At 54.7% G+C, this 17,397-nt stretch carries 18 protein-coding genes (1 of these 18 cut by a window edge); all 18 read left to right on the top strand.

What is annotated here, in order from left to right:
• The first annotated feature begins 45 nt into the window (after nt 1-45).
• Complete coding sequence (hpt, locus tag GZH47_RS15855) at nt 46-585, top strand: hypoxanthine phosphoribosyltransferase (protein WP_162640934.1); 540 nt, start codon at nt 46-48, stop codon at nt 583-585.
• A gap of 106 nt (nt 586-691) precedes the next feature.
• Entirely contained in the window at nt 692-2,713 is a 2,022-nt protein-coding gene (gene ftsH, locus GZH47_RS15850; RefSeq protein ID WP_162640933.1) for an ATP-dependent zinc metalloprotease FtsH, read from the top strand.
• 460 nt (nt 2,714-3,173) lie between these two features.
• Nucleotides 3,174-4,112 carry a quinolinate synthase NadA gene (nadA, locus tag GZH47_RS15845; RefSeq protein ID WP_162640932.1) on the top strand — a complete coding sequence of 313 codons (939 nt, stop codon included), beginning with the start codon at nt 3,174-3,176 and terminating at the stop codon, nt 4,110-4,112.
• A gap of 40 nt (nt 4,113-4,152) precedes the next feature.
• Nucleotides 4,153-5,772 (top strand): L-aspartate oxidase, encoded by a 1,620-nt coding sequence (gene nadB / locus GZH47_RS15840; protein WP_162640931.1) that lies wholly within the window; start codon nt 4,153-4,155, stop codon nt 5,770-5,772.
• Nucleotides 5,765-6,661 carry a carboxylating nicotinate-nucleotide diphosphorylase gene (gene nadC / locus GZH47_RS15835; protein WP_162640930.1) on the top strand — a complete coding sequence of 299 codons (897 nt, stop codon included), beginning with the start codon at nt 5,765-5,767 and terminating at the stop codon, nt 6,659-6,661. Before nadB ends, nadC begins: the two co-directional genes overlap by 8 nt.
• Nucleotides 6,658-7,425 carry a type III pantothenate kinase gene (locus GZH47_RS15830; RefSeq protein WP_162640929.1) on the top strand — a complete coding sequence of 256 codons (768 nt, stop codon included), beginning with the start codon at nt 6,658-6,660 and terminating at the stop codon, nt 7,423-7,425. Before nadC ends, GZH47_RS15830 begins: the two co-directional genes overlap by 4 nt.
• Nucleotides 7,426-7,491: 66 nt before the next feature.
• Nucleotides 7,492-8,400 (top strand): Hsp33 family molecular chaperone HslO, encoded by a 909-nt coding sequence (gene hslO, locus GZH47_RS15825; RefSeq protein ID WP_162640928.1) that lies wholly within the window; start codon nt 7,492-7,494, stop codon nt 8,398-8,400.
• A 60-nt stretch (nt 8,401-8,460) separates the two neighbouring features.
• Entirely contained in the window at nt 8,461-9,426 is a 966-nt protein-coding gene (locus GZH47_RS15820; RefSeq protein ID WP_162640927.1) for a peptidylprolyl isomerase, read from the top strand.
• A 115-nt stretch (nt 9,427-9,541) separates the two neighbouring features.
• Nucleotides 9,542-10,480 carry a cysteine synthase A gene (cysK, locus tag GZH47_RS15815; RefSeq protein WP_162640926.1) on the top strand — a complete coding sequence of 313 codons (939 nt, stop codon included), beginning with the start codon at nt 9,542-9,544 and terminating at the stop codon, nt 10,478-10,480.
• A gap of 191 nt (nt 10,481-10,671) precedes the next feature.
• A complete protein-coding gene (locus GZH47_RS15810) occupies nt 10,672-12,228 on the top strand; it encodes an anthranilate synthase component I family protein (protein ID WP_162640925.1) in 1,557 nt (518 codons plus the stop codon).
• A 59-nt stretch (nt 12,229-12,287) separates the two neighbouring features.
• A complete protein-coding gene (pabA, locus tag GZH47_RS15805) occupies nt 12,288-12,869 on the top strand; it encodes an aminodeoxychorismate/anthranilate synthase component II (RefSeq protein WP_162640924.1) in 582 nt (193 codons plus the stop codon).
• Entirely contained in the window at nt 12,866-13,738 is an 873-nt protein-coding gene (locus GZH47_RS15800; RefSeq protein WP_162640923.1) for an aminotransferase class IV, read from the top strand. The genes pabA and GZH47_RS15800 overlap by 4 nt, the downstream gene beginning before the upstream one ends.
• Nucleotides 13,739-13,770: 32 nt before the next feature.
• Nucleotides 13,771-14,628: a dihydropteroate synthase gene (gene folP / locus GZH47_RS15795; RefSeq protein WP_162645280.1), complete on the top strand. Its 858-nt coding sequence runs from the start codon at nt 13,771-13,773 to the stop codon at nt 14,626-14,628.
• A 22-nt stretch (nt 14,629-14,650) separates the two neighbouring features.
• Entirely contained in the window at nt 14,651-15,043 is a 393-nt protein-coding gene (gene folB / locus GZH47_RS15790) for a dihydroneopterin aldolase (RefSeq protein WP_162645279.1), read from the top strand.
• Entirely contained in the window at nt 15,015-15,587 is a 573-nt protein-coding gene (gene folK, locus GZH47_RS15785) for a 2-amino-4-hydroxy-6-hydroxymethyldihydropteridine diphosphokinase (RefSeq protein WP_225446093.1), read from the top strand. Before folB ends, folK begins: the two co-directional genes overlap by 29 nt.
• The gene (locus tag GZH47_RS15780; RefSeq protein ID WP_162640922.1) at nt 15,539-15,745 is read left to right on the top strand and encodes a helix-turn-helix domain-containing protein; all 207 of its coding nucleotides are present in this window, start codon (nt 15,539-15,541) and stop codon (nt 15,743-15,745) included. The genes folK and GZH47_RS15780 overlap by 49 nt, the downstream gene beginning before the upstream one ends.
• A gap of 67 nt (nt 15,746-15,812) precedes the next feature.
• Nucleotides 15,813-16,844, top strand: coding sequence for a tRNA dihydrouridine synthase DusB (dusB, locus tag GZH47_RS15775; RefSeq protein ID WP_162640921.1), 1,032 nt, complete (start codon nt 15,813-15,815; stop codon nt 16,842-16,844).
• Between the two features lie 251 nt (nt 16,845-17,095).
• Nucleotides 17,096-17,397, top strand: partial view of a transcription elongation factor GreA gene (greA, locus tag GZH47_RS15770; RefSeq protein WP_162640920.1) — the 5' portion only. Its footprint extends 175 nt past the window's final position; only the first 302 of its 477 coding nucleotides appear in the window; it begins with the start codon at nt 17,096-17,098; its stop codon lies beyond the right edge, outside the window.

The following is a 17,397-nucleotide window of genomic DNA, read 5'->3' as shown; positions in this document are numbered from 1 at the left end:
GGAACCATTCATAAGTATAGGCAAGAAACATTAGGAGGGCCCGTATTGCTGAACGACATTCAAGAGGTGCTTTACGACGCAAACCAAATTCAGCAGAAGGTACAAGAGCTTGGCGACACCATCAGCCGTGAGTTTGAGGGACGCAATCCGCTTGTTATCTGCGTGCTCAAGGGCGCGTTTATTTTTATGGCGGATTTGGTGAAGACCATTACGATTCCGCTCGAGATCGATTTCATGGCTGTATCCAGCTACGGACAATCGACCAAGACCAGCGGCGTTGTCAAAATCATCAAGGACCTTGACGCTTCGGTGCAGGGACGCGACGTGCTCATTGTTGAAGATATCATCGACAGCGGGCTTACGCTCAGCTACCTCATTGACGTGCTTGAGCGCCGCAACGCCAAGTCCATCACGCTTGTCACGCTGTTTGATAAACCGGCGGGACGCAAGGTGGAGTTGGAAGCGGACTATAAAGGTTTTGTGCTCCCTGACGCCTTCGTCGTCGGGTATGGGCTCGATTACGCGGAGCAATACCGCAATTTGCCGATCATCGGCATCTTGAAGCCCGAGGTTTACGAGAAGTAAACGAAGCTAGCGAGGATGCAATTCGCCTTGCAGGACGGCTCCCGCTTACGGGAGCTTCCCGATGCAAGGTCCACTTATTTTTTTGCGTCTTGAGAGGAGGTAGGGGATGAATCGGATCATCCGCAATACTGGCTTTTATTTGATTATTTTTTTGGTGACCGTCGGGATCTTCCAATTTATCAGCAGCCAAAACGATTCCAGCACTGGACTGAGCTACGACCAATTTAGGACGGAACTTCAGAACAACAATATCGCGAAGCTGGAATATCAATTCGACGGGTACTCGTACTTGATTACGGGTGAGTACAGGAAGAAGCCGGCAGACTCAGACTCCAACCAATTCTATACCCACTCCAACGTCGAAGAGTTCGTAGTCAAGGAAGTTTACGATGCGCAGGCTAAGAACGGATTCGTGATCAAGAGCAAGCCGATGGAGGGCCAAAGCATTTGGCTGACCTTCCTGACATCGATCATTCCGTTCGTCATTATCTTCATCCTGTTCTTCTTCCTTATCAATCAAGCTCAAGGCGGCGGCGGCAAAGTAATGAACTTTGGCAAGAGCCGAGCCCGTCTATATAACGAAGAGAAGAAACGCGTCACGTTCGAAGACGTGGCGGGTGCCGACGAAGAGAAACAAGAACTGGTCGAAGTGGTCGAGTTCTTGAAGGATCCCCGCAAGTTCGCGGCCGTCGGAGCAAGAATTCCGAAGGGCGTCTTGCTAAACGGACCTCCGGGAACGGGTAAAACGCTTCTTGCTCGCGCGGTTGCGGGCGAAGCGGGCGTGCCGTTCTTCAGCATCTCCGGATCCGACTTCGTCGAAATGTTCGTCGGCGTCGGCGCTTCCCGCGTACGCGACCTGTTCGAGAACGCGAAGAAGAACGCGCCATGTATTATCTTTATCGATGAGATCGATGCCGTCGGACGTCAGCGCGGCGCCGGACTTGGCGGGGGCCATGACGAGCGCGAACAAACGCTTAATCAGCTCCTCGTTGAAATGGACGGCTTCGGCGCGAACGAAGGCATCATCATCGTAGCGGCAACGAACCGTCCGGATATTCTTGACCCGGCGCTTCTCCGTCCAGGCCGTTTCGACCGTCAAATTACGGTTGACCGCCCGGATGTGAAAGGCCGCGAAGCGGTACTGAAAGTCCATGCGCGCAACAAACCGCTCACTCGCGACGTGAAACTTGACGTTATCGCGAAACGTACGACCGGCTTTACCGGTGCGGATCTGGAGAACCTGCTGAACGAAGCAGCGCTTCTTGCGGCACGCCGCAACAAGAAAGACATCGGCATGCTGGAAGTGGACGATGCCATCGACCGCGTCATTGTCGGTACGGAGAAACGCAGCCGTGTCGTCAGCGACCGCGAGAAACGAATCGTCGCTTACCACGAAGCCGGGCATACGATTGTCGGCTACTTCTTGGAGCATGCGGATCAAGTGCATAAAGTTACGATTATCCCGCGGGGTAAAGCAGGCGGCTACGTCATCATGCTTCCTAAAGATGGCGACCGTATGCTGGCAACCAAGCAGGAGCTGTTGGATAAAATCACGGGATTGCTTGGCGGACGCGTTGCCGAGGAAGTATTCATCGGCGAAATCGGCACAGGCGCTTACAGCGACTTCAAACAAGCGACGAGCATCGTGCGCGCCATGATCATGGAATACGGCATGAGCGACAAGCTGGGCCCTATGCAGTTCGGCAGCTCTCAAGGTCAAGTGTTCTTGGGCAGAGACATCGGACATGAGCAGAACTACTCCGATGCCATCGCATACGAGATCGACCAAGAGATGCAGTCCATCATTCAAGACTGCTACGCGAGAGCGAAGAAGCTGCTCACCGAGAAGAGCAAAGAAGTGCATCTCATTGCACAGACATTGCTCAGCGAAGAGACGCTCGAAATCGAGCAAATCAAGCGCCTGATCGAGAGCGGTTCGATTGCAGGAGACACGGGCGGAGACGGATCTACTGGTGGACCGGTATCTGCATCCGAAGAGCCAAAAGGCGAGCCGATCATCGATACGATCGGCGGTGTGAAAGTGCGCATCCAATCGAAGGAAGCTGGCGATATCGCCCCTCCGATCGATCCGGACAGCGGCAACGACAACGGCACGCCGCAGTCGTAATAGACGAAACAAGAAGGGCTGTCCCTCGCAGAGTGATCTGCGGCGGACAGCTCTTTTTTTCCTTTTTTGCAACCCATTTGCCATCGCTAAGAGGGAGCCGGCGGCGATTGTGAACGCCTATAAGCGCAATCGGTAACGGATGGGCCTGAAACCAAGAAGAATCAAGCTTGCGGGACGCTTGCGTTTTAAATCCGCACAAACCTGCCAATACCGACCAAAACGGCCGCTTTTGTGAGTTGACAGCATACCGGACCTTGTGTAAATTAAATGTTAATCACTTGTAATGCCGACTGTGAATCAAGGGTTTGAAGAAGAGGGCATCCTAACGGTAGCCATCCTACGCAGACTCGCAATTCTCGATTATAAAGCTGCACAAACGGCAAAAGGGCGAATTGTCCGATTTATTTTGGCAGAGTTTGTGCATCTGTTCACAAAGTTAGTGAAAAGAGGAGAAATAGCCATGGAAGCATTAGCTCTCGAGCGGAAAGCGGAGCAAAACCGCGAACTGCGGGAACGTTTGATGCAGCTGAAGAAAGAACGCAACGCCATTATACTTGCCCATTATTATCAGCGTGACGAAATTCAGGAAGTAGCCGATTTTCGGGGGGACTCGTTCCTGCTTGCTCAGAAGGCAGCGGAAACCGATGCCGATGTTATCGTATTTTGCGGCGTTCACTTTATGGGTGAGAGCGCCAAGATCCTGGCACCGAACAAGACCGTTATCATTCCCGATGAGCGCGCGGGCTGCCCAATGGCCGACATGGTAAACGTCGATGGCCTGCGTAAGCTGAAAGCCCAGCATCCGAACGCGAAAGTGGTAACCTACATCAATTCCTCCGCGGAAATCAAAGCGGAAACGGATATTTGCTGTACGTCGGCCAATGCTGTGCGCGTCGTGAACTCCGTCGATTCCGATGAAATCATCTGGGTGCCGGATAAGAACCTGGGCCACTACGTCCAGCAGAAAACCGACAAGAAGATGATTATTTGGGAAGGCTATTGCAACACGCATGACATGCTGACGGTGAAAGACGTTGAAGAAATGAAGGCGAAGTATCCGAACGCGCAATTCGTCGTACATCCGGAATGCCGTCCTGAAGTCGTGGAGCTTGGCGATTTTGTCGGCAGCACGACCGCTATTATTAAATATTGCAAAGAGTCCGACTGCCAAGAGTTCATCGTCGGCACGGAAGACGGTACCGGGTATCAGCTTCGTCTGGACAGCCCGAACAAAACGTTCCATTTTGCAACGAAATATTTGGTTTGCCCGAACATGAAGGTCAACAATCTTAAGAAGCTCGTGAAATGCCTGGAGACGATGCAGCCGCAAATTTACGTACCAGAAGATGTCGCCAGCAAAGCTCGTCTATCCTTAGAGCGCATGCTGCAGGTGAAGTAATATGAGCGGCCTACTTTCCGAAGAGAGGAAAGCATCGACTATGATTCCACGTTACCTTGTCGACGCGCAGCTCGAGGAGCTGCCGGTTATTTATAAAGACGTTATTGTAATCGGGGCCGGCATCGCCGGTCTTTTTACCGCTATTAAAGCAAGCGATGACAATGAAGTATTGATGATTACGAAGAAATCGCTGCTCGACAGCAACACCAGATATGCCCAAGGCGGTATCGCGGCCGTCATCTCGGAGGACGATTCGCCCGCTTATCATCGCCAAGATACTCTGATCGCAGGGGCCGGACTTTGTTCTGCCGAAGCGGTGGACGTGCTTGTGCATGAGGGCACGATGGGCGTTGAAGATTTGGTGCGGATGGGTACCAAGTTCGATGTCGAGAATGGCGAATTCGCGCTAACCAAAGAGGGAGCGCACAGCCAGCGGCGCATTTTGCATGCCAACGGCGATGCCACCGGATTCGAGATCGTTCGTGCACTATCGGAGAAAGCGGTGGCCAACCCCCGCATCGAGGTGTGGGACGATCATTTTGTCATAGATTTGATTACGGATGATAACGTATGCGTGGGCGCGCTGGTTCAGAAGCCGGACGGGCAGCGTCTTATCGTGCGCGGCAAAGCGACGATTCTATGTTCCGGCGGTACGGGGCAGTTGTATCGTTATACGACGAACCCGGAAGTCGCCACAGGAGACGGGATCGCGATGGCTTACCGTGCAGGGGCCGATATTCGCGATATGGAATTCGTTCAATTCCATCCGACGTCGCTCTGTTATCCGGGCGCTCCGCGCTTTCTTATTTCGGAAGCGGTTCGCGGCGAAGGCGCCGTGCTGCGCAATATTCGCGGCGAACGGTTCATGGAGAAATACCATGAGCAGCTGGAGCTTGCACCGCGCGATGTCGTGGCACGGGCGATCGTCAGCGAGATGGAAGCAACGAAGTCGACGTTCGTGTTCTTGGACGTGACGCATGAATCGGCAGATATGGTCAGACACCGGTTTCCGAATATTTATGAGTTCTGCTTGAATTTCGGGCTTGATTTAACGACAGACTGGATTCCCGTCGCGCCTGCGGCGCATTATATGATGGGTGGCGTCAAAACCGATTTGAACGGCGAAACTAATTTGTCCCGCTTGTTCGCTTGCGGCGAGTGCTCATCGACGGGCGTTCATGGAGCGAATCGGCTTGCGAGCAATTCGTTGTCCGAAGCGATCGTCTTCGGCCGCCGGATCGTCGAACGGATCAATTCGCTGACGCCGCTTGACGAGGGCGACATTCACCTTCATATGGATTCGCTGGCGCGCAGCGAGGCTCCCATTCAAGCGGTCGTGGAGAAGCGGCTGAAGCTGCAGAAGATCATGGTGCGTTACGCCGGCTTGAACCGGAATGCGCATGGGTTGATTAAAGGAGCCGAAGAGCTTAATCGGCTCAGCTCGATTTTCCGCTCGGTCATCTCGAAGCGCGAGGAGTACGAATTTGCGAATTTGCTCACCTGCGCGATGTTGACGACGAAGGGCGCGATTACCCGTGAAGAGAGCCGGGGTGCGCATAGCCGCGAGGATTTTCCGGAACGGGACGATTTGGTTTGGCGCAAGCACGTCGTGCTCAATCGCGAACACGGCTTAACAGAGGAGCGGATTGAACATGTTTGAAACAACGTTGGCTGCAGCTGGAGGCGTTAGCGCAGACGAAGTACGCGCGCATATTCGGGCTTGGCTTGCTGAGGATATAGGAACAGGCGATATTACGAGCTGGGCGACGATTCCTGCGGGGACTCAATCGAAGGCGATTATTCACATGAAGGATTCCGGCATTATGGCCGGCATTCCGATTGCTCGCTTGGTATTTGAAGTCGTTGATGCGACGCTTGAATTCCGTCCGCTCGCGACTGACGGGGATGCCGTTACGAAAGGCGACGTCATTGCTGAAGTGGAAGGCAGCACGCACAGCATTCTCACCGGGGAGCGGCTTGCGCTGAACCTGATGCAGCGGCTGTCTGGTATTGCGACCAAGACCCGTGCATTCGTGGATGTCTTGGAAGGCTTGCCGACTCGTTTAGTCGATACGCGCAAGACAACGCCGGGACATCGTATGCTGGAGAAGTATGCGGTTCGGGTCGGCGGCGGTTTCAATCACCGTTTCGGCCTATACGATGCCGTTATGATCAAAGACAATCATATCAAGGGTTCGGGCGGTATTACAGGCGCAGTAAACGCCGCGCGTCACGCGATTCCTCACACGATGAAAATCGAAGTTGAGACCGAGTCGCTGGAGCAGGTTGAAGAAGCACTCGCTTGCGGCGCCGACATTATTATGCTCGACAATATGCCGCATGATCGGATGCGCCAAGCGACGGCGATGATTAAAGCCCGTGCCCCGCATGTGATCGTCGAAGCATCGGGTAACGTCCGTCTGGATACGGTTCGCGCCATCGCGGAATGCGGCGTAGACGTAATTTCGGTAGGCGGCCTGACCTATTCGTTCCAATCCTTGGACATCAGTCTGGATTTGCACGGTAAGAAGGGAGGCGTCACCGCTTGATCGCTGTCGTCGACGTAGGCAATACGAATATCGTGCTCGGCATTTACGAAGGCCGAAAGCTGCTTTATCATTGGCGCCTCAGCACGAACCGTTCGGCAACTGTGGACGAATACGGCATTATGATCCACAACTTGTTCCAGATCGCTAACGTGAAGCTGGATCAAATTCAAGGTGTCATTATTTCTTCCGTAGTGCCTCCGCTTATGCGTACGCTGGAACAATTGAGTTTGAAGTATCTGAGGAAATCCCCGCTCGTCGTCGGCCCCGGCATTAAGACTGGCCTGAATATTCGCTACGAGAATCCGCGCGAAGTAGGTGCTGACCGGATCGTTAATTCCGTGGCAGGCATCGAGAAGTACGGCGCGCCGCTCATCGTAGTCGATTTCGGGACGGCGACGACGTTCGATTACATCGATGCGGACAGCAACTATTTGGGCGGCGCGATCGTGCCGGGCATTGGGATTTCGACGGAGGCGCTGTATCAGCGCGCCGCGAAGCTGCCTCGAATCGAACTGGTCAGACCGAAGAGCGTCATCGGCCGGAACCCCGTTACCTCCATGCAAGCCGGTATTATTTTCGGATATGCGGGTCAAGTGGACGGTATCGTGAATCGCATTCGCAAAGAATTTAACGTCAACCCGCGCGTCATTGCTACCGGAGGACTGGCTGATCTCATCGCAGCCGAATCGGAGACGATCGAAGAGGTGGATCCGCTGCTGACGCTGGAAGGCCTTCGGATGATTTACGAGCGAAATCAAGACTAAACACAACCTGCTTGGACATCGCGCACCGCAGGTAGATAAAAGCAAGTCGGTTAGGAGACCATCAACATGGCAGAAGAAACGAAGAAACACGATTACCTCGTCCGAGGCACCGCTTGGAATGGCCAGCTTCGCGTACTTGCCGTGCAGACGACAGAACTAGTCGAGGAGCTGCGCAAGCGGCATCACACGCTGCCGACAACAACGGCTGCCTTGGGACGCACGGCTACGGCCGGCGCGATTATGGGCGCGATGTTGAAAGGCAATGAGAAACTGACGATCCAGGTTAAAGGCGACGGTCCTGTAGGCCAGATCGTCGTGGATGCCAATGCCAACGGCGAAGTCCGCGGTTACGTGGATAACCCGCAGGTACAGCTGGCAAGCAATGCACAGGGCAAGCTTGACGTGGCGGGCGCCGTGGGACGCACGGGCTACATCCATATTATTAAAGACCTCGGGCTCAAGGAGCCGTATCGCGGCAGTACGCCGATTGTCTCTGGAGAGCTGGCGGAAGATTTCACGTACTATTTTGCCACTTCGGAACAAACGCCGTCCGTCGTCGGCTTGAGCGTGCTCGTCGATGAGTATGGCCAAGTCATTACGGCCGGAGGCTTCATCGTCCAAGTGATGCCGGGCATGACCGAGGAAGGAATCGACAGACTCGAGGCGGCAATTGCCGGACTTCCTCCGATTTCCGTGTTAATGGAGCAAGGGGAAACCCCTGAAGGCTTGCTGCGCTGGGTGGTAGGGGAAGACGTACAGCTCATGGACGAGCTAGGCGTCGTCTTCAAATGCCAATGCTCCAAAGAACGAGTAGAACGGACCATGATCAGTATGGGCGAGCATGACCTTAAACAGATTATCGAAGAAGACGGACAAGCTGAAGTCGAGTGTCATTTCTGCAACGAGAAGTACGTATTTGACCGCCCGCAGCTGGAAATGCTGCTCGAACAGGCAAAGCCGAAACCGATGCAATAACAATGCATGAACCATGCATAACGATGCAGGAACAATGCATTATCGGAGGCTCAAGCAATTATGAATAAGGACCGGGTGCTGAAGCGCATCGTGCTGCTGCAAGCATTGTGTTTGATCATATTGGCGTTTATCGTCGTTTACCGCGTGCTGCTGCCGCCGAAGACTGCCCCGCAGGTGCCGCCGAAAGGAACGCAGGATCACGATCACGCTGCGCCCCCTTCGGTAAACCCGTCCGATCCCATCGCGGCAAAGGTTGGCGGCGAGTCCATTACGGTTAGCGAGTTGACTGCTCAGCTTCGGAAGCAATACGGCGACACTGTGCTGCGCACGCTCATGGTGCGCGCCGCGATTCGCATGGAAGCGCTCGCTTACGGACTGGAAGTCACAAGCGACGAGATGGATAAGGGACTGGCCGCCATGATGGCAGGCTACGAGAGCGAACAGAATTATTACGACTCGATGAAGGATCAGCTTGGCATGTCGCCGGACGACATTCGCGAGGATTTGAGGTACCGGCTGCTGCTGCAGAAGATCGCAGTGAAGACTGCCGTTGTGAGCGAAGCCGAAGAGGACGCCTACATCGCGGACAACGATCAGGAGTTTGCGGCCCACACCGAGCTGCGCCTCTCGTGGATCGTGACGAGTTCCGAGAAGGCGGCCGGCGATGTGCTCGATAAACTGGCAGACGGCGAGGATTTTGCGCTAATGGCCCAGACGTATTCGATTGATTCCGATACGGCATCCGATGGCGGAGATCTTGGCTATGTCGACGCGGATGATCCCATCATGGATCCCAATCTGCTCGAGGCAGCGAAGAAGTTGAATGTCGGCGAGTCGACTGGTCCGATCCAGGTCGAACAAGGCCAAGCGATCATCCAACTGACGGAGAAGAAGACGGAAGAACGGCTCGACCAACAGCAAATTCACGAACAGGCGCGCACGGAAATTGCCATCGGCAAACTGAACGGCGAGCAGGCGATCGAAGACAGTTTGCTGAAGAAATACAACGCCGTCGTCATTCCATAGAACCGGGTACAACAGCCTATCGCAATGAAACTGGCTATTGACAACTACTGGGCATAATTGATAAGATGTAGGCAATACCAACTGAATTAGTCGGAATAAGGAGGAGCAACTTTTCATGGCTAAAATTGTACAAAGCGTAACTGAACTCATCGGAGATACACCGCTTGTCCGTTTGAACCGTCTGGTGCCTGAGGATAGCGCAGAAATCTACGTTAAACTTGAATATCAAAACCCGGGTGCAAGCGTTAAGGACCGGATTGCGATCAGCATGATCGAAGTTGCCGAGCAAGAAGGACGCATCAAACCGGGCGATACGATCGTTGAGCCTACAAGTGGCAATACGGGTATTGGCTTGGCGATGGTCGCTGCAGCGAAAGGCTACAAAGCGATTCTCGTTATGCCTGAGACGATGAGTATCGAGCGCCGCAATTTGCTTCGTGCTTACGGTGCGGAACTCGTTCTGACGCCAGGCTCGGAAGGCATGAACGGTGCGGTTCGCCGTGCAGAAGAAATGCAAGCCGAGAACCCTTCATACTTCATTCCGCAACAATTCAAGAACCAAGCGAACGTGAAGGTTCACCGTGAAACGACGGGTCCGGAAATCGTTGAAGCGATCAACTCGCTTGACGGCAAGCTCGATGCGTTTGTGGCAGGGATTGGAACCGGCGGTACGATTTCCGGCGCAGGCGAAGTATTGAAACAAAACTTCCCTAACATCCGCATCGTAGCGGTTGAGCCATCGGCATCTCCGCTGCTGTCCGGCGGCAGCCCAGGCGGCCACAAAATCCAAGGGATCGGCGCTAACTTCATCCCTGAGATCCTGAACCGCGAAATCTATGATCAAGTCATTACGATCGAGAACGAGGAAGCGTTTGAAACCGCTCGCCGCGCTGCGAAAGAAGAAGGCATTCTTTGCGGTATTTCCTCCGGCGCCGCAATCTTTGCGGCACTGCAAGTGGCGAAAGAACTTGGCAAAGGCAAACGCGTTGTTGCGGTCGTTCCGTCCAATGGCGAACGTTACCTGTCCACGCCGCTGTTCAACTTCGAGAACTAATACCGGCTATTGCCGATCATACAGGAAGAGGACCTTCATTAGCGAAGGTCCTCTTTTGCATCCGGGCTACGGGGAAAGAGCAGCCTGTTCGTGATATGCTTTCCTTTTCCATGCAATTTCGGTATACTAGCTTCCAACAAAGAGCGACGGGCTCTTAAGAACGGGACTTGAAGCGAAAGGCGGCAATCATCATGGAACGGACGGCCATTCAAGACTGGCTGGAATGGCAGGCGCAGGGCTACACGGCGCTGCCGCTGCTAATAAGGCGCCCGCTGGACGGAGGGGATGGCGGACGTCCTGCCTCATGGGAATCCGCGTGGAAGGCGGCGGCCCCTTACGCGTTTGTATTGGAAAGCGGAAAGGTCGGCCGTTACACCTACTTAGGGCTGCAACCGTCATCCGTTATTCGCGGCAAAGGCGCGCGCGCGGAGGCGGTCGACCAGGCGAGCGGCAGCGTGACCGTATACGAGCAGAAACCGCTTGAAGCGGTGCGCAGCTGGATGGGCGGACGCAAGGCGCCGCGCGTGACTGGGGCGCCGAAATGGACGGGCGGCTGCGCGGGCTTCTGGAGCTACGATGTCATTCGATCGATCGAGCGCCTTCCCGAACAGGCGGCGGATGATCTGGCCTTGCCGGATTATATGTTTATGCGGATGGATGAGCTGTGGATCATCGACCATGAACAACAGCAGTTATATGCTGTCGTTCATACCGAAGTTCCGTCTGCCGCTTCGCAGGCCATGCTGGAATCCTTGTACAGGGCCGCGTCCGCTCGGGCAGATCAATTGATGGCGCAATGGGAGGCGTTCGCTGGCGGCCAGTCCGGGGAGAAGGCAAATGCGCTCCGCGAAGAACGCGTCCGATTCATGGAGTCGCGGATGGCTGTAGTGGACGCGCAGCCGATCGACGGGATCCAATCCCCGTTTACCCAATCGGCGTATCAGATCGCGGTAGAGCGGATTCGAGACTATATCTCGGCGGGCGACGTCTTTCAGGTGAACTTGTCTCAGCGACAGGACCGTTCGTCCAAGGCGGATCCGCGCGAGCTTTACGAATGGCTGCGCCTGGTGAATCCGTCGCCTTATATGGGGTACATGAGCGCTCCCGACTTCCAGCTGGTATCGGCTTCGCCCGAGCTGCTGGTGGAGCTGGCCGACGGGAAGCTGGCAACGCGGCCGATCGCGGGCACGCGGCGTCGCGGCCGGACGGAAGATGAGGACCGCAAGATGGCCGAAGAGCTGCTCGGTACGGAGAAAGAGCGGGCGGAGCACATCATGCTCGTCGACCTGGAGCGCAATGATCTTGGCCGTATATCGGCGTACGGGTCGGTCAAGGTAGAGGAACTAATGGTGATCGAATACTACAGCCATGTCATGCATCTCGTCTCTCAAGTCGAAGGCCGGCTGGCCCAAGGCAAGGATGCTTACGATGTGATTGGCGCCACATTCCCGGGCGGAACGATTACCGGCGCGCCCAAAATCCGCACCATGGAAATCATCGAAGAATTGGAACCGACGAGGCGCGGCCCGTACACGGGTTCCATGGGATGGATTGACTACAACGGAGATATGGAATTTAATATTATTATACGTACAATGCTTGTGAAGGACGAGGTCGTTCACATTCAGGCCGGAGCCGGTATCGTGATCGATTCCTTGCCGGAGCGGGAATACTTCGAATCGATGAATAAGGCGAAGGCGCTTTGGAAGGCGATACAATACAGCGAGCAGTGGTCGGAACAGGGCTGAGCGAAGCCCGGCCCCTATTGCGGCTGTCGTCTACTTAGTGACCGAAGGGGGAAACGCGCATGATATTGGTGATTGATAACTACGACTCGTTTACGTATAACTTGGTTCAGTATCTGGGTGAGCTGGGTGAGGAGATCGTCGTCAAACGTAATGACGAAATCGATTTGGATGGTATTGCCGCGCTGAAGCCGGATCATATTCTCATTTCACCTGGACCGTGCAGTCCTAATGAGGCAGGCGTCAGTCTTGCTCTCATCGATCGGTTCAAGGGCGAAATCCCGATCTTCGGCGTTTGCCTCGGCCATCAAGCAATTGGACAAGCATTCGGCGGCGACGTCGTGCGCGCGGAGAAGCTGATGCACGGCAAAACCTCGCAGATTTTCCACGACGGCCGGACCGTCTTCGCTGGCATCCCGTCGCCTTACACGGCGACAAGGTACCACTCGCTTATCGTGAAGCGGGAAACGCTGCCGGACTGCCTGGAGATCAGCGCAGAAACGGAAGAGGGCGAAATCATGGGACTTCGCCATAAGGAATACGCCATTGAAGGCGTGCAGTTCCACCCGGAATCCATCATTACCGAGAATGGGTTCACCCTGCTTCGTAACTTTCTTAATTTGCGGGCAGGCGCGGCACGATGAATATCGGATGGAACGGAAGCATCAAGCGTCAGGAGGAAGCCGTGATCTCGGTCTACGATCACGGTTTTTTGTATGGAATGGGTCTGTTCGAGACGTTCCGGACTTACGGGGGCATCCCCTATCTCTTGGATCGCCATTTGGAAAGGCTCTCGGAGGGCTGTCGATCTATTGGCATACGATATGAGCCGGACGAACAGCAGATTCGTTCCTGGCTTCGCGAGCTGATGGCCTCGAATGGGCTGATCGAAGCCTACGTCAGGCTAACCGTTACGGCGGGAGAAGGTATTGTCGGCCTTCCGTCCGGGGACTATGAAGCGCCCAACGTCTTGCTGCTCGTAAAGCCGCTGCCGGCTGCCAGTCCGGAGCTATACAGGTCGGGGAGGGAACTTGTGCGGCTATCGACGCTCCGCAATACGCCGGAAGGCGAAATTCGTTTAAAATCGTTGCACTACATGAATAATATCCTTGCGAAGCGGGAATTAACGGCTATAGGGACTGCGCCGGGCGCGGAAGGACTTATGCTTACAAAGGAAGGCTGGCTGTCTGAAGGAATCGTCAGCAACTTGTTCTTTGCCCGCGGGGGCAGGCTGTATACGCCGTCCATCGCGACAGGCATTCTGCCGGGCGTGACGCGGGCGCGCGTGCTCGAACTGGCTGCGCAGGAAGGCGTGGAGGCGGAGGAAGGCTTCTATACCTGGGAACAAATCATGCAGGCTGAAGAAATTTGGGTGACCAATTCCGTACAGGAACTTGTGCCCGTTACAACATTGCGAGATACCGAAGGGCGCACGCGGAGCGTCGGTACCGGACAGGCCGGACCGATGACAGCCAGACTGTTGTCCCTTTATCGGGAGGATACAAACAAGTGAATGAATCTATGCTTTCCAAATTGCAGACGCCAATGAACAACCAGTGGCCGTATAAACGCACCTATACCTTTACGGGAGGAGCCAAGCTGGAGCTTGGCAGTCGAACCGCTATAATGGGCATCTTGAACACGACGCCGGACTCGTTCTCCGATGGCGGCCGATATAGCGATGTTGAAGCTGCCGTACGCCATGCACGCCAGTTGGCAGCCGAGGGCGCCGATATCATCGATATCGGCGGGGAATCCACTAGGCCGGGCTTCGCGGCGGTATCGCTGGAGGAAGAGCTGAAGCGGGTTTTGCCTGCGATACGGGCCATTCGGGAGGCGCTTCCGGACATGCCGATCTCCATCGATACGTACAAGGCCGAGACCGCCAAGCAAGCACTTGAAGCAGGCGCTCATATCATCAATGACATTTGGGGGCTGAAGAGCGATCCGCGCATGGCGGAGGTTGCGGCAGCTTTTCGTTGTCCGGTCATCATCAGTCATAATCGCCATGACCGCGACTATGCCGATTTGGCAGAGGATGTGCTGGCCGATCTGCGGGAGAGCGTAGCCATTGCGCGCGCTGCCGGCGTGACCGATGATAACATCTGGCTGGATCCCGGCATCGGGTTTGCCAAGACCCATGAAGACAATCTGGCGCTCATGAATCAGCTCTATAAGCTGACGGGAGAAGGCTATCCTGTCCTGCTCGGCACGTCGCGCAAGAAATTTATCCGCGAAACATTGGGCTTGCAGACGCACGAGATCGCGTTCGGCACAGCGGCGACGACGGCGCTCGGCATCGTGCAAGGCTGCCAGCTCGTACGGGTGCATGACGTTCGCAGCAACCGCGAAACCGCGTTGATGACCGATGCAATCGTCTATTCCGGTTTATGCCGTCACTAGAAAAGGGGAATGAAGTATGGCAATGGATAAAATGATTTTGCGAGGCATGCGGTTTTTCGGTTATCATGGCGTTTTTCCGGAAGAAAACAAGTTAGGCCAGCAGTTCTATGTCGATCTGACCATTCGGCTCGATTTATCCGAGGCGGCAGCGACGGACAACCTGGAAGCGACCGTGAATTATGCCGAAATCCACACATTGGTGAAGAAGGTCGTCGAAGGGCCGCCGTTCAAACTGATCGAGGCTTTAGCTGGTCACATTGCATCGACCGTGCTCGACGCTTATACTAGTGTAAATGAAGTGACGGTATCCGTAACGAAGCCGAATCCGCCGTTCGAAATTTATTTTGACGGCGTGACGGTGGAACTTTGCAGAAAGCGGGATGACCATGGAAGACTACAACCCGCCGGGAACTAACGAGCGGATGATCGGAGAAGGCGGCGTTGCCTATATCGCGCTGGGCTCCAACGTCGGGGATCGTGCAAAGCTCTTGCAAGACGCGCTTCTGATGCTGGAGCGGCATCCCGATATCAAGGTCCTTCGCGTATCGGCCGTGTACGAAACCGAACCTGTCGGCTATACCGACCAGCCGGCCTTTCTTAATATGGCTGCCGCCCTGGACACGTCGCTCTCGCCTCTGCAGCTTCTTCGTGCCATGCTTGGCATGGAACTGCAGCTCGGCCGTACGAGAGATGTCCGCTGGGGGCCGCGCACGATCGATTTGGATTTGCTGCTTTACGAAGGAGTCGCGATGTCCGGCGAGGAGCTGACGCTGCCCCATCCGCGCATGATGGAACGGGCATTCGTGCTCGTGCCGCTCTCTGATGTGCTGGAAGATGGGCATCCGCTTTACGCGCAGGCGACGGAATTGGCGCAGCAAGCGTTACAGGACAGAGGGGAAGGAATCGCGCTATGGAATACGATCAATTGGCAGGGCGCGTCCGCGCATTCCGGAAGCTGAAAGGGTACACGCAACAGGAACTGGCTGCAAAGCTGGAAATATCCGTTGCCGTGCTCGGCTCCTTGGAGCGGGGAACGCGCAAGCCCGACCCGAAGCTGCTGGAACGCATCTCGGACGCGCTCGGGATTAGCTACTCCGACTTAACCGCCGAGTCGTAATTGACCGGCAAAGCAACGAAATAATAAAGAAAATACCTCCGCGAGTCAGAAGGGAGACTGGGTGTCCATGCTCAAAATCGGAAACATCGAGATGAAGAATAGAGTCGTGCTGGCACCGATGGCAGGCGTGTGCAACCCGGCTTTTCGACTGATTGCCAAAGAGTTCGGCACTGGCCTTGTTTGCGCCGAGATGGTAAGCGACAAGGCGATCTTGCACGGCAACAAGCGCACGATGGAAATGCTCTTCGTCGATGAGCGCGAGAAGCCGCTGAGCCTGCAAATTTTCGGCGGCGACCGCGAGTCGCTGGTGGAAGCGGCGAAAGTCGTCGACAAACAAACGAATGCGGACATAATCGATATCAATATGGGTTGCCCCGTGCCGAAAGTGACCAAATGCGACGCGGGCGCCCGTTGGCTGCTCGACCCGAACAAGATCTATGAAATGGTATCGGCGGTCGTTGAAGCGGTGGAGAAGCCGGTAACGGTCAAAATGCGCATCGGCTGGGACAGCGAGCACATTTTTGCGGTCGAGAACGCCCAAGCGGTCGAACGTGCGGGCGGCAAAGCAGTCAGCGTTCATGGACGAACAAGGGAGCAGTTGTATACCGGTACGGCCAATTGGGATATTATAAGGGATGTTAAGCAAGCGGTATCCATTCCCGTTATTGGAAACGGCGACGTGTTCACGCCAGAGGATGCGCAGAAGCTGCTTGATCAAACGGGCTGCGACGGCGTCATGATCGGGCGCGGCGCACTCGGCAACCCTTGGATGCTGTATCGCACGATTCATTATTTGACGACGGGCGAGCTGCTGAACGATCCGTCGGCCCGCGAGAAAATGGACGTGGCGATTCTTCACATGGACAGGCTCGTTAACCTTAAAGGCGAGTTCACGGCTGTCCGCGAAATGCGCAAGCATTTGGCTTGGTACCTGAAGGGTATTCCAGGCGCGGCTCAGGTGAAGGACGTTATCATGGAAGAAACGACACGTGACAAAATGGTGCAAATTTTGGGGGATTTTGTCGAGTCGCTGGGCGATACGAGCGAGACGCCAGTAACTGCAGTCACATCTACCAGAAACGAAGCGGTATACCATTAATAAGAGAGCAAAGGATTCATACGGGTCCTTTGCGATTGGCGAAGTTAAGCGATTACATTTGGAATTGGCTTTCGTTGACATATAGATGAACATGAAATATAATCTTCCAATAACAAACCGTCTGCCTGGGGTTTGGGGATGTCGAACTGCTTACTGCGCGGTGTCATCATGGGCATGGAGCGTAATATATTAAGTAACAGTGAATTCATACAACGTATGAATAAAAGCCACACGACAGGAGAAATGGTCACATGAGCGATAAAGAGATTATTCTTACACAGGACGGTCTAAATAAGCTTGAAGACGAACTGGAGAACTTGAAATCCGTCAAGCGCCGCGAAGTAGCTGAACGGATCAAAGTGGCGATCGGATATGGCGATATCAGCGAGAACTCCGAGTACGAAGATGCGAAGAACGAGCAGGCATTTATCGAAGGCCGTATCATTACGTTGGAGAAAATGCTCCGCAACGCCCGCATCATCAATAACGACGAGATCGACATCGATACTGTCAGCATTGGTTCCATCGTAACGGTGGAAGACCTGGAATTCGG

The organism is Paenibacillus rhizovicinus (assembly GCF_010365285.1).
In the GTDB taxonomy this organism is placed as follows: Bacteria; Bacillota; Bacilli; order Paenibacillales; family Paenibacillaceae; genus Paenibacillus_Z; species Paenibacillus_Z rhizovicinus.
This window is presented reverse-complemented; position numbering and strand designations above follow the sequence as displayed.